The following is a 23,433-nucleotide window of genomic DNA, read 5'->3' as shown; positions in this document are numbered from 1 at the left end:
TTAGCTCCTATATTATTTATACTCGATTTTAGCGTTTTTGTGAAGATCTGCCGCTTTTTGCTCGACTACTTTCGCCGCTTTTTGCTGTCTAAGCACGCGCTCAATAAAAGGCTTTGCTTCGCTTTGACTTAACTGCTTTTTAGCTTGAGACTCCTCTTTTAACACGACGTGATATCCAACCCTGCTTCTAATCGCTTTAGTAGTGATTTGACCATCTTTTATCTTAGAGATCGCATCGGCAAAAGGCTTGACCTGATCGCTAGGCATCCAGCCTAGCTCGCCGCCGGTTTGTTTAGCCTGCGGATCGATAGATTTAGCTTTGGCAAGCTCTGCAAATTTAGTAAATAGTGCACTGTCGCTAAGCCCTTTTAACTGCTTAATAATATCGTTTGCCTCAGCTTCGGTTTTAACGACGATCTGAGCCGCTTTGATTCTCGCAGGCTCGGTAAAGCGCGCTTTGTTTTTGTTATAAAAATCGGCTATTTCTTTATCGTCGATATTTATTTTACTGGCTTCTTTAGCCTGCCATACACGAAGCGCTAAGTTATCTTTTACGATTTCAAGCTCTTTTTTATAAACGTCTTCGTCCATAACGCCCGATTTTTTAGCTTCATCCGTTAGCAGCATCAGATCGATGCCTTTATCGATAAGCTCCTTTTTTTGATCGGCATTAAGAGCAGCGATATCTACATTGCCTATGCCTTGAAGTAGCGGAGCGAGCTCTTTTTCGGTTACGTCTTTGCCATTTACGGTAGCGTAAACAGTAGCGTTAAGGCTGATAGCGGCAGCCAAACTAAGTGCTGTAAATAAAACTTTTTTCATCACAATTCCTTAAAAAAATTTTAACGGCGATTATAACTCAAAGTTGTTAACAATCAAACTGTACTTTAGAATTTTAGGGTAGAATTCCGCCTTGAGGAAATGCAAATGAGAAGTAAAAAAGATATTTTAGAGATAAAAAAGAGAATTCTGCAAAACTTCGCGGAAGAGCGCAGCGAGTTAAAATTTAAAGATAACTATCAGCTTTTAGTCTGCGTGATGCTTAGCGCGCAGTGTACCGACAAGCGGGTAAATTTGATAACGCCGCGCTTTTTTGCGGAATTTCCTAACGTTAAGGAGCTCGCAAAGGCCAATCTGGCAAGCGTTAAGCTGCTAATTAGCTCGTGCAATTTCTACAACAACAAAGCGATAAATTTAATCAAAATGGCGCAGGCGGTGGTTCGCGACTTCGGCGGCGTCATTCCTCTAGATGAAGCGGGGCTAAAATCTCTTGCGGGCGTGGGGCAAAAGACTGCTCACGTCGTGCTTTTAGAGGGCGCGGGCGCAAACGTGATGGCGGTGGATACGCACGTCTTTCGCGTCGCGCATCGCCTGGGGCTGAGCCGTGCAAAGACGCCCGAGCTTACGGAGCGCGATCTAAGCGAGGCTTTTAAAACGGATCTTGGCAAGCTACACCAAGGCATGGTGCTTTTCGGCCGCTACACCTGTAAGGCGATAAAGCCAAACTGCAAGGAGTGCTTTTTAAACGAGCTGTGCAGCAGCAAGGATAAGAATTTTCCGTAAAATTTTAACCTGCAAATGCGAGCTTAAAATTTACGCACTTAAATTTGACGGAATTTTAAAATTTTGACGCCTTGCTTAAAGCCGCTTTATAGCAGACGCTCGGCTTTATGGCGCGAAAAATTTAGATTGAAATTTTATAAACGCCTCTTTTGATTTTTATCTTTTAGCAAAATTTGAAATTTTACTTTTCGGAGCTTACTGTTTTGCCAGCCAAGCCCGGTATCCTTCGCTTTTAATCACGTCCGCGATGCTTTTTGCCATCTCCTGCGGCAAAAATTCGGACTTTTTATCGATGACGGACACTAGCGCGTAAGTGCTATCGTAATCTTGCAGCTCCAAGCCCGCGCGCACCAGCGTTTCGTATAAAAACGGCTCGTCTTTTTCGATGCTTACCGCATCATCGTTTAAAAATTCATAGATGAACGCAAGCTGTTTTTTATCGCCGATTTTTAAAAAATAATCGGCTAAATTCGTCGCGCTCTTAATGATGATTTTGCGCAGATCGTCTATCTGCTGCGCAGAGTAACGCTGGGTAATCAGCCGCCAATTTTCCGCCATCCTCGCCGCGATGATAGATAGCTCGAAGGCTCTGCCGCCATAAGCATATTTTTCGCTTTCATCGTCTATTTTTTCTATGGCTCCGAATTCGCTCACCATATGCTCGTATAGCTCCTCATCGCCACCGCTGAAATTTTCTAAATTTAATATCTCGGCGACGGTTTCGGAATTTTTAGGCAGATCGCTTGAATATCCAGGCTCCTGCTCTTCACTCTCTTCATCTAGGGCGGCTTTTCTAGCTTCAAAAGTTTTAAAATCCACTAGCGGATTAACGCCTTTTTTTACGAATTTAAAAAAGGCGGAAATATCGATCTGATGCTCATCTTCACAAATTCCGTCCTTAAACATCAGCTCGCTATTTTCGAAAAAATCCCAACCCTCAAGCGCGCCCAGGTAGCTTTGACCGATCCGTCCGTCTAGGACATAGACGCATTGGCTAATGCTATGATCAGGCATCGCGTGGTCGTTTGAGACGATATACGGCGCTTGCGTTTTTCCAAAAACCTGCAACATCCCGTCGTTGTATTCGCCGCTTATGCCCCAAAGCGCCGTTAGATTGCCGCCGATTGCGATAACGCCGTCCTGCGAATGCAGATAATTGCACGCCGTATCTTTGGCGACCTGTAAAAACAGATAATCATCATCGATGATATCGCCGCCGATAGATAAATTTCCATTAACAAACATCGCTCGTGCGTTATTTTTGCCGCCCGCTTCGTTAAATTTATCCTTAAGCCAAGCGGAATTTATCGTGCCCCCCGACAGGCTAAGATCGCCGTCAAACACCAGCACGTCAAAACTACTATCCAAATGTAAATTTGAGCCGAATTTTTGCTCAAATTTATCATAAGACAGTATAAAAACGGGCGGAATTTTGGTTGCGAGAGAGCTGCGGTTTTCGTATTGCTTTGCTTGTGATTTAACGATCTGCTCGCAATTTTGCAGAAAATTTTTGATCTGGCTTTTCATTCTATTTCCTTTTAAATTCTTATTTGCGGTTTGCGTATTATTTATAAAAGTTCCTTGTTTGGACGATAGATCCACCGCCATCGCGCAGGCTACGCCAAAAGCGCACAAAACGGCGATCAATGCTAGTCGTAATATCTTTTTCATTCACATACTCCTTAGTTAAAACAATAATTTTAACCGCAAATTACAAGGCGAAGTATCGCGCGATGATTTTGAAAGTTGTGCAGAAAATTTTAATCAAGACTAGGAATAAAGCTCGTCGCAGATTAAAATTTTCAAATTTCTTTCAAAACCAGCGTAGCGATACTACAGGCGTGGGCTCAAAAGAGGGTCACTGCAAAATTTAAAGGCGCAGTATTTTTGTTCTAGACGAGGCGGATTTAAATTTTAAGACGGGAGCTACCTAGTCGGTAATGACCGAGTAAAATTTGAATCCAACGAAGTATAGGACAAAAAGACAAGCCGCTAAATTTATTGCAACCTAGCGATTATGTTTCTCACCACCTCCGCCATCATCTCCACCGACGCTATCTCGCAGTGCTCGTTTACGGAGTGAGGCGAGTGGATGTTTGGGCCTATGGAGCAGGCTTGCAGCTCGGGCTGTTTTGCGACCAGTACGCCGCACTCAAGGCCAGCGTGCACGGCGGCAAATTTCGCTTGTGGCTTTTGTTTTTGCAGCTCTTCGAGCACCAGATGCGCAAAGTCGCTGATGCAAGGCGCCCAGTTCGCCGAGCGGTCAGCCACCTTAACCTCAAAGCCCAGCGCGCTAGCCAGCGTAGCTGTTTCAAAACCCAGATTTTCAAGCCCTTCGCGCTTCATCGCGCGTCCGAAAAAGTCAAACTCGATCACTTCGCCCTTCTGCTTAACCGTCGAGAGATTTATACTTTCATTTACCATGCCAAGCTGCGTGTCGTAGCTGCGCACGCCCTGGGCGAAGGAGTTGATGAGCGCCAAAATTTTGCCGCTGTTTACCAGCACGTCCGCTTCTCCCTCGCCCAGGCTCTTTACCCACACTAGACCGCGCTGCTTTAGCTCATGTGCACAAAGCGCCTTGCACACGGCGTTTGCGGGGATCGAGTTGCTCCTCTCGCCAAAATCCAGGCTGATTAGCTCGCAGTCCTCCTCGGCGAGGAATTTCGCCAGCAGCTTCGTCGCGTTTGGGATATTTTTATGTATCTCGTTGCCTGAGTGCCCGCCGCTAAGCCCGGTAACGCCGATCTCGTAAATTTTACCGCTCTTCTTGACGCTCGTGGCGCCGATTTTTGCGCTCACGTTTATGCCGCCGGCGCATCCTAGCGTCACGCGGTCGTCCTCTTCGCTGTCTAAATTTAGCAAATTCGGCGATAAAATTTTACCTTTAAATGCATTTGCGCCCACAAGCCCGACCTCTTCGTCGTTGGTAAATAGGCACTCCAAATTCGCAAACTCTCTCATCGCTCCCATCATCATCGCCACGCCGATGCCGTCATCAGCGCCTAGAGTAGAGTTTTTCGCCCTTAGGATGCCGTTTTCTTCGATGAGCTCTAAATTCGGCGCCGCGCCCACGCAGACCATGTCGTAGTGGCTTTGTAGGCAGATTTTAGGCTCGCCCTTTACGGCGTGGATATTGCCCGCCTCATCGACGTTTACGTTAAAGCCCAGGCAGCGCGCAAAATCCGCTAAAAACTCCCTCATCTGCTCCGTTTCGCAGCTGCAGTGCGGTATCTCACACAGCTTTTTAAAATCGTTCATAACCTCGTTTTTTTGCATGTTCGCTCCTTTTGAATTTATTATATCCGCGCGTTATTGCGACACGCTCGTTAAATTTAAAAGCGACTGCGCTCGCTTAAACGCTTGCGAAATTATGCTAAATTTAAACGCGATCGCGCCGACATAGCGCTTCCGCAAAATACGCGCAGAATTTCAATCGCGCTAGCTTACGCTGCAGGCAAGCCGCGCAAAATGAATTTTATGCAAATCGTAGTAATTTTAGCGAAATTTAGCAAGAATTTTATTTAAAATTTAGTCCGAATTTTGCCGGGGATTTTTATTTTACGATTACGCCCTCATAGCCCGTTTTAGCGATCGCCTCAAGCATCGCAGTCTCGTTTGCGTCATCCTTTGCCGCGACGATTGCGGTTTTGCTCTGCTGCGAAACCTTCGCGCTTACCACGCCTGGCGTTTGCAAAAGCGCCTTTCGCACGATCGTAGTGCAGAGCGGGCAGTGGATTTTTTCCACGTAAATTTTAACCTCTTTGTCGGCAAAAAGCGCCGTAAATCCAAGCATCAAAAACAAAATTTTACGCATAAAGCTCTCCTAAAATTTCAGGATATGTAAGCATAAAGGCAAGCAAGGTCCCTAAAAGCACGTAGATCAGGATCCATTTTTTGCGCCCGCTTTGTAGTGAGCATGCGCGCGGCTTTTTGAAAAAGAAAAACGTCGAGAGAGCGAAGCAAAAAAGCGCTAACGCAGAAAGCGGCGCACGGTAACCTTCCAGCGCCTCCGCGCCTGAAAAAATGGAAAAACTCGCGCCGAAAATCAAAAATAAAAGCGCAGGCAGGCAACAAAACGTCGCCGCGACCGCGCTAAAAATCGCGGCGAATATCAGCCAAAGACTGCGCGCGCTGAAGCGATTTTTGCTAGGATCTCCCTGCTTTTGCGCCGAGATTTCTTGCGCGGAATTTTCTAGTTCAGTTTTCAAATTTTACCTTTTAATTATAATCTTGTCATAATCTTGTCGCACCCTCGTCGGCTTTAGGCGTGGAATTTTATCTGCAAATTTTACCGCTACCAAATTTCGCACAGAGTGGCAAAGAGGCAAAATTTTAAATTCCGTAAGCCGTAAATTTTAAAATTTCGCGCCGAAAAATTTCAAAATTTTGCTCGCTTTAAAATTTCAAAATTTCGCCGCCATGTCGCTCGCAAAATTCTAAAAAATTCTAAAAAATTCTAAAAAATTCTAAAATATAGCGCTAAAACAAGGCGCGCTTTTACGCGCCCCAGCGCGCATAGTCAAATTAGGAACGGCAGCACGCAGATCAGGCGTGCCTTTATGTATCCGCTTCAAAATCGCCTAGCCGAAAGCCTTTTGCATGCCTACTTAAAAAAGTCCAAGCTGACGTGCCGCATAGCAAAACGCGAACCGCTACAGCTCCTTCGATCTGTAATCGTAGCTGAAATCTTTCGGCGAGTAGTAATTTAGCGTGTTGCCGTCCACTTCGCCGTAAGGATAGCCGAAATTATTGATCGGAAACTGCGCCGGGCGCGGGCTTAGCGTGAAGTCCCTGCCGTAGTTAAAGCCGATCCAGCACATCTCCCAGTTGCCAAATAAATACTCGCGAATTTTAGCGAGCTTGCTATCGTCGTTGCTTAGCTTCTCGCCCAGCCGCACCTTTGTAACGTCTGCGGGATCGACCGGGATCCAGCCGTGGCCTTTTAGATAAAATTCCGCCCTGCAGTGCTGCGCGCCCGAGATATGGCTGACGCCGTCTTTAGGCGCGGCGCCCATTTGAGTGCTAAATCTTGACGCGCCGACGCGGATGCCAAACATCTCTCTTGCGGCTATGCCCTGCGCACGGCAAAGTGCGACGAAAACGCTATTTATGTCGGTGCATTTGCCGCTTAGCTTGCCGCTACTTAAAATTTGCTTCACGTCCCCTAGCCCGCAACCTAGCACGCTGTTATCGCGCTGCATAGTGTTCGCCACCCACGTATAAATCGCGCGCGCCTTTTCCAAATCGCCCTTTATGCCGCCTGCAATCTCGTCTGATTTTTGCTTGACGACGCCGTCGATTTGAATCTGCGCACTAGGCTCTAAAAACTTCGCCACCTCGGGGCCAAGCTTTTCGTTCGGATTAAATTTTACCTTGCTAAAATCGGTATTTCGCTCAAAGGTCTCGACGCTAAATTTAATATTTAGCGTGGGCTTTGCCACATCGACGTAGCCGGCATAGAGCGTCGGAATTTCGCCATAGTCCACGGACGGATCGTTGAAATTGCCGTCAAATTTTATGTCGCTTACCTTTTGATACTCCGTGATGAGAGGAAGCGGTATCCAAAGCCGCGTCTGCTTACCCTTCTCCAAAATTTCGTGATTTAGCGATAGCCCGAAAGTTCTCTTTTTGCCAATGACTTCTTCCCCGCCCAAAATGATACTCGGAGTTGCTATAACGGCGCCTAAAATCGCAGTGTTTCTTAAAAAATCGCGTCTTTGCATGAAATGCCTTCAAAATAAAATGGCTAAGCCTTAGCCCTAATTACGCGTGGATTTTAGCCTTTTGCGGCTTTGAAATCGCTAAATTTAAAATTTCACCAGCTTTAAAATTTTAAAATTTTGCTTCAAGACATAGCGCGAAATTTCGCCAAAGCGGGCATAATAGCCCGCAACCTAGGCGCGCAGGCAGTATGTATCGGCGGCACAGGCTAAACCACGCAAAAAGCGCCGCTGTCGCAAAAGCCAAGCGTGCGTTTCGATGGAACGGTTAAGCTTTGACGAAGCGCGGCGGCTTAGCTTAAGCAAATCGCGGCGGTAAAATGCAAGCCGCCAGAGGATTAAATTTCTCGCGAAAAATACTCGTAGATAAAATTTTTAGGCGAGTACGGATCTTTCGGCGTACCGCCCACTTCGCAATACGGATGCGAAAAAATTTCAATCGGGACATGCGCCGGGCGCGGATTTAGCACGATTTCGCGAGCGTAGTTAAAGCCCAGCCAGCACGGCTCCCAGTTGCCGAAAAGATACTCCCGTACCCGCGCCAGCTTGGAATCATCCTCGCTTAAGTTCTCGCCCAATCGCACCTTTGTAACGTCCGCGGGATCGACGGGGATCCAGCCATAGCCTTTTAGATAAAATTCCGCTCTGCAGTGCTGCGCGCCCGAAATTTCAAGCGCACCGCCGCTTAAGGCGCCCATGACGCCCATTTCGGGCGAAAATTTCTGCGCCGCGCCCGTGCGGATGCCGTAAATAGCGCGCGCAGGAATGCCAGCTGCCCTGCAGAGTGCGACGAACACGCTATTAATATCGGCGCATTTGCCGCTTAGCTTGCCGCTGCTTAAAATTGTCGCTGCGTCGCCGCTGCCGCATGCAATCACGCTATTATCGCGACTCATATTTTTAGCGACCCACTCGTAGATCGCGCGCGCCTTTTCCAGATCGCCTTTAAGCGAGCCGGTGATCTCGTCTGATTTTTGTTTTGCAGCGCCGCCTACCGGAATTAGCTTTGAAGGCTTTAAAAACTCCTCGATCTCTGGGCTCAAGCGCTCGTTTTCATTAAAGCTTACCTTGCTAAAATCAGTGTTTCGCTCCGAAATTTCAATATCGAAGCTAAGCTCAAAATAATCGTCATCTTCGCCTACGACACCTTGCTCGCCGTATTTGCCGACGCCCGCTCTTGCCTCTTTATCGGGTGCGAAGCGCGCGTAGTACGTGCTTATATGATCTCCACAGATAGCCGACTCTTGTGCATTTGAGCGGGCATGATATTCGCCAAGCAACCTCTGATAGGGCTCTTGCAGCACTAACGGCAGCCAAAGCCGCACCTCTGCGCCACTACTTGAAATTTCGTGATTAAACCTGAGACTAAATTTTCTCGTTTTTGCTTCTTGCATTTTTTGCTCCTTTGCTTGAATTGCAAGTCGATTTTATCTCTTTGCGCCTTAAAATGGATAAAATTTTATGTTAAAATGGCGCTAAATTTGAAATTTTAGGATTAAAAATGGATCTGCAAAAAATCAGAGACGAGAACTTTAAAAAGCTGCAAAGTGGGCAAAACCGCGAAATTTTAAGCGCGATCGAGGCGCTGCAAATAGGCGAGTGCGACTGCGACTGCGGCGACGTCGTGCGCGCAAGCTTTAACGCGAACGCGGAGCAGAGAGATGAAATTTCGCGTATCGCGCGAGCGCTAAAGCCGTGGCGCAAGGGGCCTTTTGCGCTGAATGATCTTTTCATCGACTCCGAGTGGCGAAGCTTCGTGAAATTTAACCTGCTGCGGCCGTTTTTAAATCTGAGCGGCAAAACCGTCGCCGACGTGGGCTGCAACAACGGCTACTATATGTTTCGCGCAAGCGAGCTAGCGCCTGCGCAGCTAGTGGGGTTTGATCCGAGCGCGCTATTTTATCTGCAGTTTCGCTTCATCGAAAAATTCCTCCGCAGCGGCGCGAAATTCGAGCTTTTAGGCGTGGAACATCTGCCTTTTTACGAGCACAAATTCGATACGATCTTCTGCCTCGGCGTCATCTACCACCGCAGCGACCCTGTAAAGATGCTAAAAGATTTACGAGCCTCGCTAAATGCTGGCGGTGAGGTGTTTTTAGACACGATGTATATCGAGGGGGCGGGCGATTTCGCGCTGTGCCCGAAAAACAGCTACTCAAAAATTTCAAATATCTACTTCGTCCCGACTGTCGGCGCACTGCAGAATTGGTGCGAACGGGCGAAATTTAGAGATTTTGAAATTTTGGCTCAAAAGCCCACGGATGCTAGCGAGCAGCGCAAAACGGAGTGGATCGACGGGCAGAGCTTGGAGAATTTCCTAGACCCGCTCGATAGCTCGCGCACGATCGAGGGCTACCCCGCCCCTAGGCGTATCTACGTGCGGCTTCGGGCATGATCTGCGCCTTTAAAACATTTTTCGTGTACCCGTGCGCCGATATGAAATGGGTTTCGGGCATGATTTGTGCCTTTAAAAACGCGTAAAATTTTACTGAATTTAATCGGCTCGCAGGGAAAATTTTACATTCGGCGGGATGCGAAATTTAGCTAAATTTGGCGGACTCGAGTCGGATTAGATCGCATTGTAGCGGCCAGGGTCGGTACGGCGGCGCAAATTTTAAATTTCGCCTTTTGTGCTACGCTTTACACGCGCGACAGCACGAATTTTAAATTTTGCTTTTGCGCTACGCTTTGCGTCTTGCATACGCGGCGGCGCGAAATTTTATTAAATTTAATCAAGCGGCGGTAAATTTTAAAATTTTATCTACGCAGCGCACGCTGGTGCAGGCATAGTGCGAACGCGGCGCATAATTTAACGCCCGCGACCGTAAATTAAGCGGCAAATTTCGGCGCCTGTAATGCGAGCAAAGTTGCATAAATTCTGCTACCTACAAATAAAGCGGCACAAATTCTAGCGCCCACGAACAAAGCGGTATAAATTTCAAACGCCGAGCAGCTTCACACCGCTTCACACCGCTTCACACCGCTTCACACCGCTTCACACCGCTTCACACCGCTCTTTGCGCGACGAAGCGCGGTTAAATTTAAACGATCAGCGCTCAAAAAGTTGCAAAAAATATTTTAAATTTTGCCTCTCGGCCACTAGGCTCGTATTTGGGCCGTGTCCCGGATAGAGCGTAAAATCGCCCCCTATCTGCAAAATTTTATGCAAAGACTCTCTCATCTGCTCGCCGTTTGAAAAAGGAAAATCCCACCTGCCGATAGAGCCTTTAAACATGACGTCGCCGCTAAAGATCGCGCCGCCCGCTTCGATCATACAGCTGCCAGGCGTGTGTCCTGCAAAAAGGCTAAATTTAACGTTAAAGCCCGCTATTTCAAAGCTTTGCTCCTGCCCTTTTACGAGTACGTCCGCTTCTATGGGCTCGGGCATCGTCTCAAAGGGATCCGCCCGCAGCATAAAGGCGTCATCCTCGTGGATATAAATTTTAGCGCCCGCCCTTTGCAGCTTGGCGTCGTCGTAAACATGATCGAAATGCCCGTGCGTATTCAAAACCGCGGTGATCTTTCCCGTATTTTGCATCACCCAATCAAAACTGCCCTCGCCCGGATCGATCACCAAATCGCCCCGCTCGCCCTTTAGAATGTAGCAGTTCGTCGCGTATTCACCGAAAGCTTTTTTTAAAATTTGCATTTAAATCCTCCTTTTAAGCTTAAATTAAAGCCGTAATTTAGCCAAAAATAGTTAAAATTCGCACAATTTAACGTAAAATTTTAAGGCTAAATATTATGTTTTTGGATGATTTGCTGCCGCAACTGACCGATTTTTTATCGGAGAGACTCGATGAAACGGGTGCGGACGCCTTTGTAGTAGGCATCAGCGGTGGGCTTGACAGCGCCGTGGTTTCTGCGCTTTGTGCACTTACGGAGATCCCCACTTACGGACTTATCCTGCCTAGTGCGGGTTCAAATTTAGAAAATATGGCAGACGGCATCTTTCACTGCGAATCCTTTAATATCCCCTACGAGATCAAAGAGATCGCGCCGTTTGTAGAAAATTTTACCGCTTTAAATCCCGGTGTAAGCGCTCTTCGCATCGGAAATTTTGCCGCGCGCGTGAGAATGAGCTTGCTTTATGATTACAGTGCGCAAAAACGCGGAGTAGTCGTAGGCACGAGCAATCTTAGCGAGAGGATGCTCGGCTACGGCACGATTTACGGAGATTTAGCCTGCGCGTTTAATCCGATCGGAGAAATTTTTAAAAGCGATCTGTTTAAATTTGCAAAAATTTTATGCATAGACGATGCGATCATCAAAAAAGCCCCAAGCGCCGATCTATGGGAAAATCAAAGCGATGAACGTGAGCTTGGATACAGCTACGAGATTTTAGATAGCGTGCTAAGAGATATTTTTTCGCACGAAGCGCTGCGGACGAAATTTCGCTCAGGCGAGCAAATAACCGTAAACGATCTAAAATATCTGCAAAACTCGCACCACAATCAAGAGCTGGTAAAATTTATCGTCCGTAGAATTCTTAAAAATAATTTTAAGCTTCGCGCGCCCGCGGTCGCCCGCATAGAGCCCGCACACTAAGGAGAGATTTATGAAAGAGATACCGTTTTATAAGGCTCAAATCGATAAAAAAGAGGAAGACTTAATCAAAAGCGCCCTCTACAACAGCGATATAAGATATAGCGAAATTTTTGAAGAGGATATTTGTAAATATTTCGGCGTAAAGCATGCCGTATCGACCACGAGCGGCACGACGGCGCTGCATCTGGCGCTTTGCGCGATGGATATTAAGCGCGGAGATAAAATTTTATGCTCCGTAAATTCCTTCCCTAACGTTGCCGAAGTGATCCGCCACTTCGACGCCGAGCCCGTTTTCGTAGATATCGATCCGATAAGCTTTAATATCACGAGCGAAAGCCTTGCTCGCACGATAGATCAAAACCGCCACAAGAAACTAAAATGCGCTTTCATCTCGCACATCGCGGGGCTTGCTGCGGATATAGACGCCATCAGCGAGGTCGCCAAAAGCGAAAATATCATCCTCATCGACGATGCGTGCCGCGCTATGGGCGCTACTTATAAGGGCGCAAAAATCGGAGCACTTAAAAGCTCGCTCATATCGTGCTTTCAGATCAATCCTCAAGCGCAAGACGCGATCTCTACGGCGGGCTTTTTCGTCACGAACGATGATGAGATCGCAAGCTCCGCGCAAATTTTAAGAAACGGCGGCATCGTGGGAGACGCCTTTTACAAAGACGGTAATATGTCCTTTACCTACGACGTCGATCGCATCGGTCAAAAATACGATCTTAACGCTATAAATTCCGCCTACGCGATCGCCCAGTTTGAAAAAACCGACGCTTTTATAAAGCGCCGCAAGCAGATCGCCGCAGCCTACCGTGAGCAGCTCGCAAACTGCCCTCACGTGACGCTTCCAAGCGACAGCGAGGAGCATATCTATACTCAATTCATCGTAAAGATCGACAAAAACCGCGACGATTTCGCCAAGGCGCTGATCTCGCGCGGAGTGAGCGTTTCGCTGCACTACGTACCGGTGCATCTGCTAAGCTACTACAAAAGCAAATATAATTACAAGGTCAATGATTTCCCGAATGCGCTTAAAAACTATCAGCAAATTTTATCCCTACCGATCTACACGGCGCTTAGCGACGACGATGTGAGCTACATCTGCGAGCAGATCAAAGAGATAGCGCAAAATCGTGTTTAAACTCCTAATCGAGCGAAACCTATACGATCCGAGCCCCGCGTGGCTTGCGCTAGGGGTGATTTTAGCGCCGTTATCGCTACTTTATACGCTGATCGTATGCCTAAAAAGGCTCTTTGCTAAGCCGCAAAAATTTAAAATTCCAATAATCAGCGTCGGAAATTTAACCCTCGGCGGAAGCGGCAAAACCCCGCTAGTGCGGGCGCTTTTTAAAGAATTTAACTGGGAGCTCAAAACATGCATCATCCTTCGCGGATACGGGCGCAAAAGCAGAGGCTTGCTCGAAGTAGCGCTCGACGGGCGGATACTTTGCGACGTACGGCAAAGCGGAGACGAGGCGATGGAGTACGCGCTGTCTTTACGCGGCGCAAACGTGATCGTCAGCGAAGATCGCGCCACAGGGATTTTGCGCGCGCAAACTCTCGGCTTTGAGCTGGTGATCTTAGACGATGGGTTTTCCAAATTTAATATCTCTAAATTTGATATCTTGCTACGCCCGCAAAGCGCGCCCAAGCTGCCCTTTTGCCTGCCATTCGCCGCGTATCGCTACCCGCCGTTTTTTTATAAATTTGCAGACTTCATACCCGCGCCGAGCGACATTTCGCAGGGCTTTAAGATCGTTTCGGCAGCGGATCTACAAGGCGCGCTAAACGGCACGGATGAAATTTCAAATCCTGCGGATGAGATTTCAAATTTAAATTTAAAAACTGCCGCAGATGAAATTTCGGATTTAAATTTAAATCGCGCCGCGGATGAAATTTCGAATTTAAACCCTGCGGCTGCGGATAAAATTTCAAATTCCAAAGAAGCGGGTCTTGAGAGATCCCGCACGATCTTAATCAGCGCTATCGCCAAGCCTTGGCGCTTGCAGCGCTTTTTGCCGCTCGTAAAAGCGTACGCGTTCTTCCCCGATCATTATGATTTCAAAAAAGAGCAGATTTTAGAGCTGCTAAGACGCGAGGGCGCGGAGCATATCCTTTGCACGGCGAAAGATTACGTGAAATTGAGGGATTTTGGCGCGGAAATTTCGGTGATTTTGCTAAATTTAAAGCTAAGCGAAAACTTTATCCGCAAAATTCAAAACTACATAAACCAAGCTATGATAAAATAAGGTTTTTAAAGGAATTTTATGATAAAAAAGAGCAAAACCGCCGAAGTCATCATCTCTGCGCTGCCCTATATCCGTAAATTTAGAGATAAAATTTTTGTCGTCAAATACGGCGGCGCGGCGCAAACCGACGATACGCTCAAGCTTGATTTTGCCCGCGATATCGTGCTTTTGCATATGGTCGGCATCAAGATTATCGTCGTGCACGGCGGCGGTAAAAAGATCAATCAGACCCTGGATAAGATCGGCGTGCAGAGCGAGTTTAAGGACGGGCTTCGCGTAACGAGTAAAGACGCGATCGAAATTACCGAGATGGTGCTAAGCGGCGCGGTAAATAAAGAGATCACGGCGCTTTTGAACCAAAACGGCGCGCCCGCGATCGGTATCAGCGGCAAGGACGGCGGGCTTTTGAAAGCGAAATTCCTCGATGAGAAAAAATACGGCTTCGTAGGCGAGATCACCGAGGTAAACACCAAGCTGATAAACGACCTGCTGCAAAAGGACTATCTGCCGGTGATCGCCCCGCTTGCGGGCGGCGAGGCGGACGAAAACGTAAGCTTTAATATCAACGCCGATCTCTGCGCCAGCAGGATCGCAGCCGCGCTAAAAGCGAGCAAGGCGATATTTTTAAGCGACATTGACGGCGTGCTTGATAAAGATGGAAATTTAATCAGCAAACTCGATGCCGCGCTCATTTCGAAGCTTAAAAAGGACGGCACGATCGCAGGCGGCATGATCCCCAAAGTCGATGCGTGCCTGCAATGCGTGCGAAACGGCGCGAATGCCGCGCATATCATCAACGGCAAAATTCCGCACTCGATCCTGCTTGAGCTTTTCACGGACGGCGGTATAGGAAGTTTGATAAAGGAAGAAATTTAGGCGCGAGCGCGGAGGCGGCAGGCTTAAAGCGGCAATGCCGCAAATCCGTGCAAGCGACCTAAGCGATCAAATTTAAAGCGCCTAGGCGGGCGTAAATTTTAAAATTTTAAAAAGGAAAAAGATGAAACTGGTTTCAACGAGAGATTTTTCGCAAAAAGCGGATCTTAGCTACGCGCTGCTAAATCCGAGCGCGCACGGCGGCGGGCTTTTCAGCCCCGAGCGGCTGCCGCTTTTGAGCGAGGATTTTTTAAAGCAGTGCGAGGAGCTGAGCTACAAACAGATCGCGCTTAAAATTATCGAGAGCTTCGATTTTGACGTAAGCAGCGAGGTCTTTGAGAGCGCGCTAAAGCGCTACGATAAATTTGAAAATCCCGCCTGCCCCGTCCAGATCAAAAAACTAAGCGAAAACGCCTATATTTTGGAGCTTTACCACGGCCCGACGCTTGCGTTTAAGGATATGGCGCTGCAGCCCTTCGGCGCGCTTTTAAAGAGCATCGCAAAATACAGGAATGAAAAATTTTTAATAATGTGCGCCACGAGCGGCGACACGGGGCCTGCGACGCTGGAGGCCTTTGCGGACGACGAGAATATCAAAGCGGTCTGCCTCTACCCGCAGGGCGGCACGAGCGAGATACAGCGCCAGCAGATGGTCAAACAAAGCGCGGCAAATCTTAAAATTTTAGGCGTGCGCGGCAACTTCGACGATACGCAACGCGCGCTAAAATCGCTGCTGGCTGACGATGATTTCAGAAACGAGCTCGCGCGGGCGAATTTAAATCTAAGCGCCGCAAACTCGGTAAATTTCGGCAGGATTTTATTTCAAATCATCTACTACCTCTACGCTAGCATCTATTTCTCAAAGCACGGGGTATTGAGCCCCGAGCAAAATTTAAAGCAAAGCGATCAGTGCCAGGCGTGCGGCGAAAATTTTAGCGCGACGGGCGCAAACAGCGCGCAGAGCGCTAAATTTAACACCTTCGACGTCATAGTGCCAAGCGGAAATTTCGGCAACGCGCTAGGAGCGTATTTCGCCAAAAAAATGGGCGCAAAGATCGGCAAAATCAAGATCGCTTCAAACGCGAACAATATCCTGACCGAGCTTTTTACGCGCGGCATCTACGATCTACGAAAGCGCGAGCTCATCCGCACGATCAGCCCTGCGATGGATATTTTAGTTAGCTCCAACGTCGAGCGGCTGCTTAGCGATATGTTCGGCGATGCGCGCACGAGCGAGCTGATGCAAAGCCTGGCGCGAGATAAATTTTATAAGCTTAGCGCGAGCGAGCTTGCGAAGCTGCAGGAGATTTTTGAGGCGGATTTTTGCGACGATGCGCAGTGCGCTAAATTTATCAAGCAAGAGAGCAGCCGCGGCGTGCTGATCGACCCGCACACGGCGACCTGCTTTAAGCTACTTGACGAAAGCCGTCTAAATCTCGTCATCTCGACCGCCAAGTGGATTAAATTTACGCCGTCGATGATCGGCGCGATTAAAGGCAGGGCTTGCGAGGACGAGCGAGCCGATATGATCGCGCTTTCGAAGGAATTTCGCAGCGACATTCCGCCACAGATCTCGCGCCTTTTTAGCGCGCCGCAGGTGCATTCTAGCGTCGTGGAGCAAAGCGAGATCAAAAACGCCATAATGGAGTGGATCAAAAAATGATAGTAATCCCCGCGCGCCTTGCTTCGACGCGCTTTAAAAATAAAATTTTATGTGAGTTTGGCGGCATGCCGATGTTTATCAAAACGGCTCAAAATGCCGCCAAAGCGGATCGCGTGCTAATCGCCGTGGATAAGCCGCAAATTTTAAAGATCGCGCAAGATTACGGCTTTGACGCCGTTCTCACCGCGCGCGAGCATCAAAGCGGTACCGATCGCATCGCTGAAGCGGTCGCAAACGCAGCGCTTGCGGACGACGAGATTGTCATCAATATCCAAGCCGACGAGCCATTTTTCGAGAGCGAAAATTTGATTAAATTTAAAGATTTTGCCAACGCCATGATTACGCAAAAGGGCGCATTTATGGCAAGCTGCTACAAATACATAAGCCAGGAGGCGGCGGCGGATCCGAATTTAGTCAAGCTAGTGCTTGATAATGCGGGCTTTGCGATCTATTTTTCGCGCTCGCTCATCCCCTATCCACGCGCGGCATGCGAGTGCTACCTCGGACACATCGGCATCTACGCATACAGCGTGCGAAATTTAAAGCGGTTTTGCGCCCTGCCCGCCTCAGCGCTGGAAGATACCGAAAAACTCGAGCAGCTTCGCGCCATAAGCGCGGGCGAGAAGATCGCGATGCTAGGTATCGAGACTGCAAGCATCGGCATCGACACGCCGGCTGATTACGAGCGCGCGCTAAAGGAGTTCGGCAATGGAAATTAAAATTTACTCGTTATGCGCCGTAGCGTTTGGAGCGCAGGGGCCCGCTGCGGAGCGTAAAATTCTAGCAGCGCATGGAATTTTAGCGGTGCGCGGAATTTTAAAATTTAAAGATGCGAGCACAAGATGAACTACGATGAATACAGATCCACAGTAGATACGCTAAATGCGTGGGCGCGGGCATATTACACCGACGATAAGCCAATCGCGAGCGACGAGGAGTACGACGAACTTTATTCGCAAGCGGAGAAATTCGAGGAGCAAAACCCCGAGCTCGCGCTGCCGTACTCGCCTACGCGGCGCATCGGAGGCGCGATCAGCGAGGGCTTTTCCAAGCTCGCTCACGGCGCGCAGATGTGGTCGATGGAGGATATTTTCGACGACGCGGACCTTTTGGCGTGGCTAGCTCGCGGCGAAAAAAGCGGCGCGCAGTTTTACGTCGAGCCGAAATTTGACGGCGCGAGCTTAAATTTAACCTACGAAGGCGGCGTGCTGATAAGCGCGGCGACGCGCGGCGACGGGCTTATAGGCGAAGACGTGACGCAAAACGCAAGAGCTATCAAATCGGTGCCGCTTCAGATCCCCTACGCGCAAAGGATCGAGATCCGCGGCGAGACGCTGATCGCAAAGAGCGATTTTGACGCGCTAAACGACGAGCGCGCCACAAACGGCGAGAGTTTGTTTTCAAACCCACGCAACGCCGCCGCAGGAAGCCTGCGCCAGCTAGATAGCGCGATCGTAGCGAAGCGGAAACTAAAATTTATCCCGTGGGGAGTGGGCGAGCATTCGTTAAACTTTGCGCTGCACTCGCAGATAATGGAATTTGTGCGTAGTCTAGGTTTCTTACGCGACGAGTTTTGCCGCATCTGTAAGAGCGCAAGCGAGATCAGGAGCGCGTACGAGGCGCTACATAGCATGCGCGCGAGCAAAGACCTGATGCTTGACGGCATGGTAATCCGTGTAAATGAGCTTTCAAAGTGTGCGCAGATGGGCTATACGGTGAAATTCCCGCGCTTTATGGTCGCGTACAAATTCCCCGCAGTCGAAAAGGTAACGCGGCTGCGCGAGATCAATCTACAGGTCGGCCGCACCGGCGCGGTCACCCCCGTAGCCGTCGTAGATAGTGTAAATATCGACGGCGCGAACGTTTCAAATGCGACGCTTCATAATTTCGACGAGATCGCGCGGCTGGGGCTGATGAAAAACGATTTCGTAGGCATCATCCGCAGCGGCGACGTGATCCCGAAGATCACGAGCGTTTTCAAACAGCGCAGAGACGGTACGCAGAGCGAAATTTCGCGCCCGGATCGCTGCCCGGTTTGCGGCGAGAAGCTGCTTGACGAAGGCGCGCTCATAAAGTGTCAAAACATCGATTGTAAGGCGCGTGTGATAGGCTCACTGATCTATTTCTGCTCCAAAAAATGCATGAATATCGAAGGGCTAAGCGACGCGACGATTACGCAGCTTTTTGAAAACGGCAAAATTTCAAAGATCAGCGATATTTACGCCCTCGGCGCGCAGGATTTGGCGGATCTTGAGGGCTTTGCAGATAAAAAAATTTCAAATCTTTTGGGCGCGATAAATGCGAGCAAAAACGCGCCGCTTGAGCGCTTCATCGCTTCTTTGGGGATCGAGCACATCGGCGAGGTGGCCGCGCGCAAGATCGCCGCGGCATTCGGGCAGGATTGGCTGGATGCGAGCGAGGATGAAATTTTGCGCTTGGAAGGCTTTGGAGAGGCGATGGCAAGGAGCCTAGCGGAGTTTTGCAAGATAAATCGCGAAAAAATTCTAAATTTAAGCGAAATCATCACGCCGCGCGCGCCCCAGATGCAGACCACTAAAAGCGCTTTCACGGACCGCAGCGTCGTTATCACCGGCACGCTCAGCCGTCCGCGCGACGAGTTTAAGGCCAGGCTTTTGGCAATGGGCGCGAAGGTGCAGGGCTCGGTATCTGCCAAGACCGACTTCGTGCTTGCGGGCGCAGAAGCGGGCTCCAAGCTGCAAAAAGCTCGCTCGCTTGGCGTGCGAGTGATCGACGAGAGCGAGTTTGAAGCGCTTGCGAGCCTAGCGACGACCGGTACAAATTCGCCTAGCAAGAGCGAGCTTGAAGCGCTCGTGGGGAGCGGCGAGTGAAGGTTTTTTGCTGGGTGCCGAACCCACACGCAAACGGCGCAGGATTAAATTTTAAAAGCAACCTCCGTCCTGCGACGCTTGCGTGTTTTACGAAGCGCGAGAATTTTAAAAATTTTAAAGAGTGTGAGGGGGCGGTAAATTTGCCGCTAAAAGCGAGGGTAGCAAATCGAGCGGTCGGCGCGGTATCGTCAGGCTTTGAGGCGCACTCAAAAATGGCAAACCGGGAGGCGGTTTCTGCGAGGCGCGCGGGCTTCGTCTGCCGCGGCGCTAAAACGGCGGGCGCGACGCCGATAGATGCGGCTGCAAGCGAGAATATCTCAAATTTTGCGGCGCGCGAATACTGCGCCGATAGGAAAAATTTTAAAATTTTTGCTAGCGACGAGATAAAATTTGCAACGCACGGCGAGCTAAAATTTGCAACGCGCAGTATGGCTAAATTTACGGCGTGCAGCGTAAAATTTGAGCCGCGTAGCACTGCTGCGCGCGACTTTGCTTTGTGCGATAGAATTTTAAACCCAAGGCCGCGCAAAAGCCGCGCAAGCTTTAAGGTTTCATCGCGGCGCGGAGAAAAAACAAAATGAGATTTGATCTGCTCGTAGCAAACACGCTTAAAATCAGCAGAAATCAGGCTACCGCACTGATAAAGCAGAATAAAATTTTGCTGCGTGGCGCCGTGCAAAACAGGCCCTCCGCGCAGATTGCGCCCGAGCAGAGCGGCGAAATCAGCGCGATTGATCAAATTTACGTAAGCAGGGGCGCGCTCAAGCTTGCGGGCTTTCTGGACGAGCTCGCTGAAAACGGTCTTTTAGCAAGCTGCGGCGCAAATTCGCCTAACTTGGCGACAGAAATTTCAAAGCCGTACAGCGCCGAGAAGGGCGCGGATAGCAAAGCGACAGCGACGCAAAAAGCAGGCGAAGTAACGACGCAAATTTCAAGCGCAGATTTCGCGGCTACGGATAAAATTTTAGGCGCGGACGAGACGACCGAAATTCCAAGCGCGACGACGGCAAAGATCGCAGAAACAAATACCGCGACGACCCGTACCGCAAAAACTAGCGCCGAAACGGCGGAGCTTTTACAAACCGGTGCAGGCAAGCAAACGGTGGAATTTTTACAGACGAGCGCAGGAGTCGAGACGACAGGGCATTTGCAAACGGACGCAGACGCCGAGACGGCAGAGATTTTAAATGCGGCGAAAGCCTCCAAATCGGGCGGCAAGGTGGGCGCGCGCTGCAGTGAAGGCAGCGCGAAGCTAGCACAAACAAAGCCCTCGCAAAAAGATATTTTAAATTTAGCGGGAGCCGATGTTTTGGACGTAGGCAGCAGCACCGGCGGGTTCGTGCAGATCTTATTGCAGCGCGGCGCAAAGAGCGTGACCGCGCTTGACGTCGGTAGCTCGCAGCTAAGCGAAATTTTGCGACGTGACCCTCGCGTGATCGTGCGCGAAAACACCGACATCAGGGAGTTTGCAAGCAAGAAAAAATTTGATCTAATTACCTGCGACGTGAGCTTCATTTCGCTAAATTTGATCCTAAAAAGTCTCGCGAGCCTTGCAAAAAGCGCTCTCATCGTGCTATTTAAACCGCAATTTGAAGTCGGCGCGGAGATCAAACGAAATAAAAAAGGGGTGCTCAAAGACGAAAAAGCGGCGCACGGCGCACGGGCAAAATTTGAGCGGCTATGCGCCGAGCTGGGGCTTGCTGTGCTGCACGCTAGCGCCTGCAAAATCACGGGCAAAGAGGGAAATAGGGAATTTTTCTATCTTCTAAAAAGGATGAACAATGAAATTTAAAAACTTAATTATATTGGCGTTTTGCGCGCTATTTTTGGGCTCATGCGCCAAAAGTCTGAGCCCGAAAGCGCCGCTGGTAAAAAATTTCGACATCTCTAAATTTAGCGGCGGCTGGTATGAGATAGCTCGCATGAAGGGCGGCGGCGATCTGCAAAACACCGCGTACGAGTGCTTTATCGATAAAAACTCTACGATTAATCTTCTAAAAACCGCCAAAACAAGCTCTGGTAAAATCGAAAACGAGCAGCACGTGTTGGAGTTTGCGGGCGATAAAAACGTAGGCCTGCTCTATCAAAAAGGCCTGATTTCCGACTCCCTCTACCGCGTGGCGCAGGTGGACGGCGACTATCGCTACGCCCTGATCTTCGGCTCCGATACGAGCGAGCTTTACATCCTCTCGCGCACCAAAACCCTGCCCGAGCCGATCCGCATCGTCTATCTGAAAAAGGCGAAGCACAGCGGCTACGACACCAAAAAAATTATCTGGACGAAGCAGCAATAATGGCTAATCAAAAATCATGTAAAGACCATACAGAGGCTTCGCTACGGAATTTTAAAGAGCAAAATTTCGTAACGCAGAATTCCAACTTGCAAAATTTTACGGAACAGAATTTCACAAGCAATGGAGAAAATTCATCTCAAAATATCAAACGCCCAAGGCAAGAGCTCAGTGAAAACAAAACCGGCGATGTGCACTGCGCAGATGAAGCAGACACCGACGCCGCTTGCAACAATGAAACGGCTTATGGCGGCACTTGCGGCAATGGCGTAGACGCGCAAGCTCAAGGCACGCTTCCTGCTTGTGCGGAAGTGCTGCGTGCGCGCCTAAGCGAGCAGTTCATACGTGGCGAGATTTTCGTAACGCTACAAGGCGCAAACCGCGATAATGTGCGCGCCGTAGCAATCGGCAATTTCGACGGCATGCACCTTGGACATCAAAAATTATTTGAGCGCCTAGGCGAGCAAGGCGCAATAATCGTAATCCTAGCAGGTGGTGGCACGAAGCTCACCCCTTTTGCGTCGCGGCAGGCTTTTACGGACAAAAAGATTTTTTATTGCGATCTGCGCGCTATCAAAAGCCTTAGCGGAGGCGAATTTATCGCACTTTTAAGGCAGAATTTCATAAATTTACAAAAAATTGTCGTCGGTGAGGATTTTCGGTTCGGGCGCGACAGAGCGTGGGGTGCGGAGTTTTTGCGGCGCGAATTTAGCGGGCAAACCTGCGTCGTAGGGGAGTTTTGCTTAAGCGGCGACGGCGTGCATTCAAGCAGGATCAAGGAGCTTTTATCGCGCGGCCAGTGCGAAGCGGCGGCGGAGTTTTTAGGGCGAGATTACGAGATCTGCGGACGGATCGTACGCGGCCAGGGACGCGGGGCGCGGGAGTTCGTAGCGACGCTAAATCTTGATGCGAGCGGCTATTTTATGCCAAAAAGCGGCGTTTACGCAACCGTCACGAGCGTGTGCGGCGCAAGATATAAAAGCGTGAGCTTTGTGGGAGAGCGCCTTAGCACCGACGGGGCTTTTGCGCTTGAAACGCACATTTTAGGGGACTTTGCAGGCTTTGAGGCGGGTTTAAATTCTGCGCAAGATCGCCCGCCGTGCTGCGGGGGGCAAGCCGCATATTCTGCGCAAAATTTAGATGAAATTTCGGCGCGTAATTCGACCGAAATTTCTACGCAGAATTTTGCGGCGAGCGAGAGCTTGGACGCCGAGAATAAAATTTTAGAGGCTACGGACAAAAACGGCGGCGCGAAATTTGCCTGCGTTAAATTTATAAAGTTCCTACGTGAAAATCGCAAATTTAGCGATCTAGCGCGGCTTAAGGAGCAAATTTTAAAAGACGCTTCGAAGGCGGAGGCGGTACTACGAAGCCGCAAATTTTAATCTACGGCTTGTAAGCTTAAAAATGAAATTTGCGGGCTGTGCGCTTGATTTGATGCGTCTGCCCGCGTTTTGCATCTACGGCGCATTAAATGTGAGCCATCTGCGTCGTCCCGTATAAAAGTCGTGTGCCCGTTGCCTCCGAGGATGCTTGGCGCACCGTCTGCGTCTGCGATGCCATATGGGAAGTGTACACAAAAGCGGCGCGCAAGCTGCTAAAAAGTCGTTAAATTTTAACGACGTACCACCTGCAGGACTTTAACGCACCTTGAGCTTCAGCTCATGCAAA

Annotated in this window: 23 protein-coding genes; 15 read left to right on the top strand and 8 right to left on the bottom strand. The window is 49.3% G+C overall.

Going from position 1 to position 23,433, the window contains the following annotated elements:
- Positions 1 to 12: 12 nt before the first annotated feature.
- Positions 13 to 822: a peptidyl-prolyl cis-trans isomerase gene (locus Q0380_RS10065; protein WP_291936539.1), complete on the bottom strand. Its 810-nt coding sequence runs from the start codon at positions 820 to 822 to the stop codon at positions 13 to 15.
- Between the two features lie 105 nt (positions 823 to 927).
- Between Q0380_RS10065 and nth the strand changes: the two genes are divergently transcribed.
- Positions 928 to 1,563 carry an endonuclease III gene (nth, locus tag Q0380_RS10060; RefSeq protein ID WP_298963327.1) on the top strand — a complete coding sequence of 212 codons (636 nt, stop codon included), beginning with the start codon at positions 928 to 930 and terminating at the stop codon, positions 1,561 to 1,563.
- A gap of 195 nt (positions 1,564 to 1,758) precedes the next feature.
- Here the strand turns inward: nth and Q0380_RS10055 are convergent, their stop codons facing one another.
- Positions 1,759 to 3,234, bottom strand: coding sequence for a hypothetical protein (locus Q0380_RS10055; protein WP_298963325.1), 1,476 nt, complete (start codon positions 3,232 to 3,234; stop codon positions 1,759 to 1,761).
- A 62-nt stretch (positions 3,235 to 3,296) separates the two neighbouring features.
- Between Q0380_RS10055 and Q0380_RS10050 the strand changes: the two genes are divergently transcribed.
- Complete coding sequence (locus Q0380_RS10050) at positions 3,297 to 3,437, top strand: hypothetical protein (protein WP_298963323.1); 141 nt, start codon at positions 3,297 to 3,299, stop codon at positions 3,435 to 3,437.
- A 124-nt stretch (positions 3,438 to 3,561) separates the two neighbouring features.
- On the opposite strand, the gene Q0380_RS10045 is transcribed toward Q0380_RS10050, so the two are convergent.
- From Q0380_RS10045 to Q0380_RS10025, 5 genes are all read right to left on the bottom strand, one after another.
- Positions 3,562 to 4,839: a M20/M25/M40 family metallo-hydrolase gene (locus Q0380_RS10045; protein ID WP_298963321.1), complete on the bottom strand. Its 1,278-nt coding sequence runs from the start codon at positions 4,837 to 4,839 to the stop codon at positions 3,562 to 3,564.
- 277 nt (positions 4,840 to 5,116) lie between these two features.
- On the bottom strand, positions 5,117 to 5,377 hold the full coding sequence (locus tag Q0380_RS10040; RefSeq protein WP_298963319.1) for a heavy metal-associated domain-containing protein: 261 nt from the start codon (positions 5,375 to 5,377) through the stop codon (positions 5,117 to 5,119).
- Entirely contained in the window at positions 5,370 to 5,771 is a 402-nt protein-coding gene (locus tag Q0380_RS10035) for an aryl sulfotransferase (protein WP_298963318.1), read from the bottom strand. Before Q0380_RS10035 ends, Q0380_RS10040 begins: the two co-directional genes overlap by 8 nt.
- Before the next feature lie 444 nt (positions 5,772 to 6,215).
- Complete coding sequence (locus tag Q0380_RS10030; RefSeq protein ID WP_298963316.1) at positions 6,216 to 7,286, bottom strand: transglutaminase-like domain-containing protein; 1,071 nt, start codon at positions 7,284 to 7,286, stop codon at positions 6,216 to 6,218.
- Positions 7,287 to 7,621: 335 nt separating this feature from the next.
- On the bottom strand, positions 7,622 to 8,677 hold the full coding sequence (locus Q0380_RS10025; RefSeq protein ID WP_298963313.1) for a transglutaminase-like domain-containing protein: 1,056 nt from the start codon (positions 8,675 to 8,677) through the stop codon (positions 7,622 to 7,624).
- A 107-nt stretch (positions 8,678 to 8,784) separates the two neighbouring features.
- Between Q0380_RS10025 and cmoB the strand changes: the two genes are divergently transcribed.
- Entirely contained in the window at positions 8,785 to 9,678 is an 894-nt protein-coding gene (gene cmoB / locus Q0380_RS10020) for a tRNA 5-methoxyuridine(34)/uridine 5-oxyacetic acid(34) synthase CmoB (protein ID WP_298963310.1), read from the top strand.
- Positions 9,679 to 10,332: 654 nt separating this feature from the next.
- On the opposite strand, the gene Q0380_RS10015 is transcribed toward cmoB, so the two are convergent.
- A complete protein-coding gene (locus Q0380_RS10015) occupies positions 10,333 to 10,932 on the bottom strand; it encodes an MBL fold metallo-hydrolase (RefSeq protein WP_298963309.1) in 600 nt (199 codons plus the stop codon).
- A gap of 95 nt (positions 10,933 to 11,027) precedes the next feature.
- Between Q0380_RS10015 and nadE the strand changes: the two genes are divergently transcribed.
- The 12 genes from nadE to Q0380_RS09955 all read left to right on the top strand — a co-directional run bounded on the left by nadE (position 11,028) and on the right by Q0380_RS09955 (position 23,147).
- Positions 11,028 to 11,831 carry an NAD(+) synthase gene (nadE, locus tag Q0380_RS10010; RefSeq protein ID WP_298963306.1) on the top strand — a complete coding sequence of 268 codons (804 nt, stop codon included), beginning with the start codon at positions 11,028 to 11,030 and terminating at the stop codon, positions 11,829 to 11,831.
- A gap of 10 nt (positions 11,832 to 11,841) precedes the next feature.
- Positions 11,842 to 12,978 carry a DegT/DnrJ/EryC1/StrS family aminotransferase gene (locus Q0380_RS10005; RefSeq protein WP_298963303.1) on the top strand — a complete coding sequence of 379 codons (1,137 nt, stop codon included), beginning with the start codon at positions 11,842 to 11,844 and terminating at the stop codon, positions 12,976 to 12,978.
- Complete coding sequence (locus Q0380_RS10000) at positions 12,971 to 14,086, top strand: tetraacyldisaccharide 4'-kinase (protein ID WP_298963300.1); 1,116 nt, start codon at positions 12,971 to 12,973, stop codon at positions 14,084 to 14,086. The genes Q0380_RS10005 and Q0380_RS10000 overlap by 8 nt, the downstream gene beginning before the upstream one ends.
- A gap of 18 nt (positions 14,087 to 14,104) precedes the next feature.
- Positions 14,105 to 14,962 (top strand): acetylglutamate kinase, encoded by an 858-nt coding sequence (argB, locus tag Q0380_RS09995; protein WP_298963297.1) that lies wholly within the window; start codon positions 14,105 to 14,107, stop codon positions 14,960 to 14,962.
- Positions 14,963 to 15,083: 121 nt separating this feature from the next.
- Positions 15,084 to 16,622, top strand: a complete 1,539-nt coding sequence (gene thrC / locus Q0380_RS09990; protein WP_298963295.1) for a threonine synthase — start codon at positions 15,084 to 15,086, stop codon at positions 16,620 to 16,622.
- Positions 16,619 to 17,341 (top strand): 3-deoxy-manno-octulosonate cytidylyltransferase, encoded by a 723-nt coding sequence (gene kdsB, locus Q0380_RS09985; protein ID WP_298963294.1) that lies wholly within the window; start codon positions 16,619 to 16,621, stop codon positions 17,339 to 17,341. The genes thrC and kdsB overlap by 4 nt, the downstream gene beginning before the upstream one ends.
- Positions 17,331 to 17,468: a hypothetical protein gene (locus tag Q0380_RS09980; protein WP_298963292.1), complete on the top strand. Its 138-nt coding sequence runs from the start codon at positions 17,331 to 17,333 to the stop codon at positions 17,466 to 17,468. The genes kdsB and Q0380_RS09980 overlap by 11 nt, the downstream gene beginning before the upstream one ends.
- Positions 17,465 to 19,471 (top strand): NAD-dependent DNA ligase LigA, encoded by a 2,007-nt coding sequence (gene ligA / locus Q0380_RS09975; RefSeq protein ID WP_298963291.1) that lies wholly within the window; start codon positions 17,465 to 17,467, stop codon positions 19,469 to 19,471. Before Q0380_RS09980 ends, ligA begins: the two co-directional genes overlap by 4 nt.
- Positions 19,468 to 20,052: a hypothetical protein gene (locus tag Q0380_RS09970; protein WP_298963289.1), complete on the top strand. Its 585-nt coding sequence runs from the start codon at positions 19,468 to 19,470 to the stop codon at positions 20,050 to 20,052. The genes ligA and Q0380_RS09970 overlap by 4 nt, the downstream gene beginning before the upstream one ends.
- Entirely contained in the window at positions 20,049 to 21,263 is a 1,215-nt protein-coding gene (locus tag Q0380_RS09965; protein WP_298963286.1) for an SAM-dependent methyltransferase, read from the top strand. The genes Q0380_RS09970 and Q0380_RS09965 overlap by 4 nt, the downstream gene beginning before the upstream one ends.
- The gene (locus tag Q0380_RS09960) at positions 21,253 to 21,765 is read left to right on the top strand and encodes a lipocalin family protein (protein ID WP_298963283.1); all 513 of its coding nucleotides are present in this window, start codon (positions 21,253 to 21,255) and stop codon (positions 21,763 to 21,765) included. The genes Q0380_RS09965 and Q0380_RS09960 overlap by 11 nt, the downstream gene beginning before the upstream one ends.
- Positions 21,765 to 23,147, top strand: coding sequence for a riboflavin kinase (locus Q0380_RS09955; RefSeq protein ID WP_298963280.1), 1,383 nt, complete (start codon positions 21,765 to 21,767; stop codon positions 23,145 to 23,147). The genes Q0380_RS09960 and Q0380_RS09955 overlap by 1 nt, the downstream gene beginning before the upstream one ends.
- Positions 23,148 to 23,433 lie beyond the last annotated feature (286 nt).

The organism is uncultured Campylobacter sp. (assembly GCF_937959485.1).
GTDB lineage: Bacteria > Campylobacterota > Campylobacteria > Campylobacterales > Campylobacteraceae > Campylobacter_B.
This window is presented reverse-complemented; position numbering and strand designations above follow the sequence as displayed.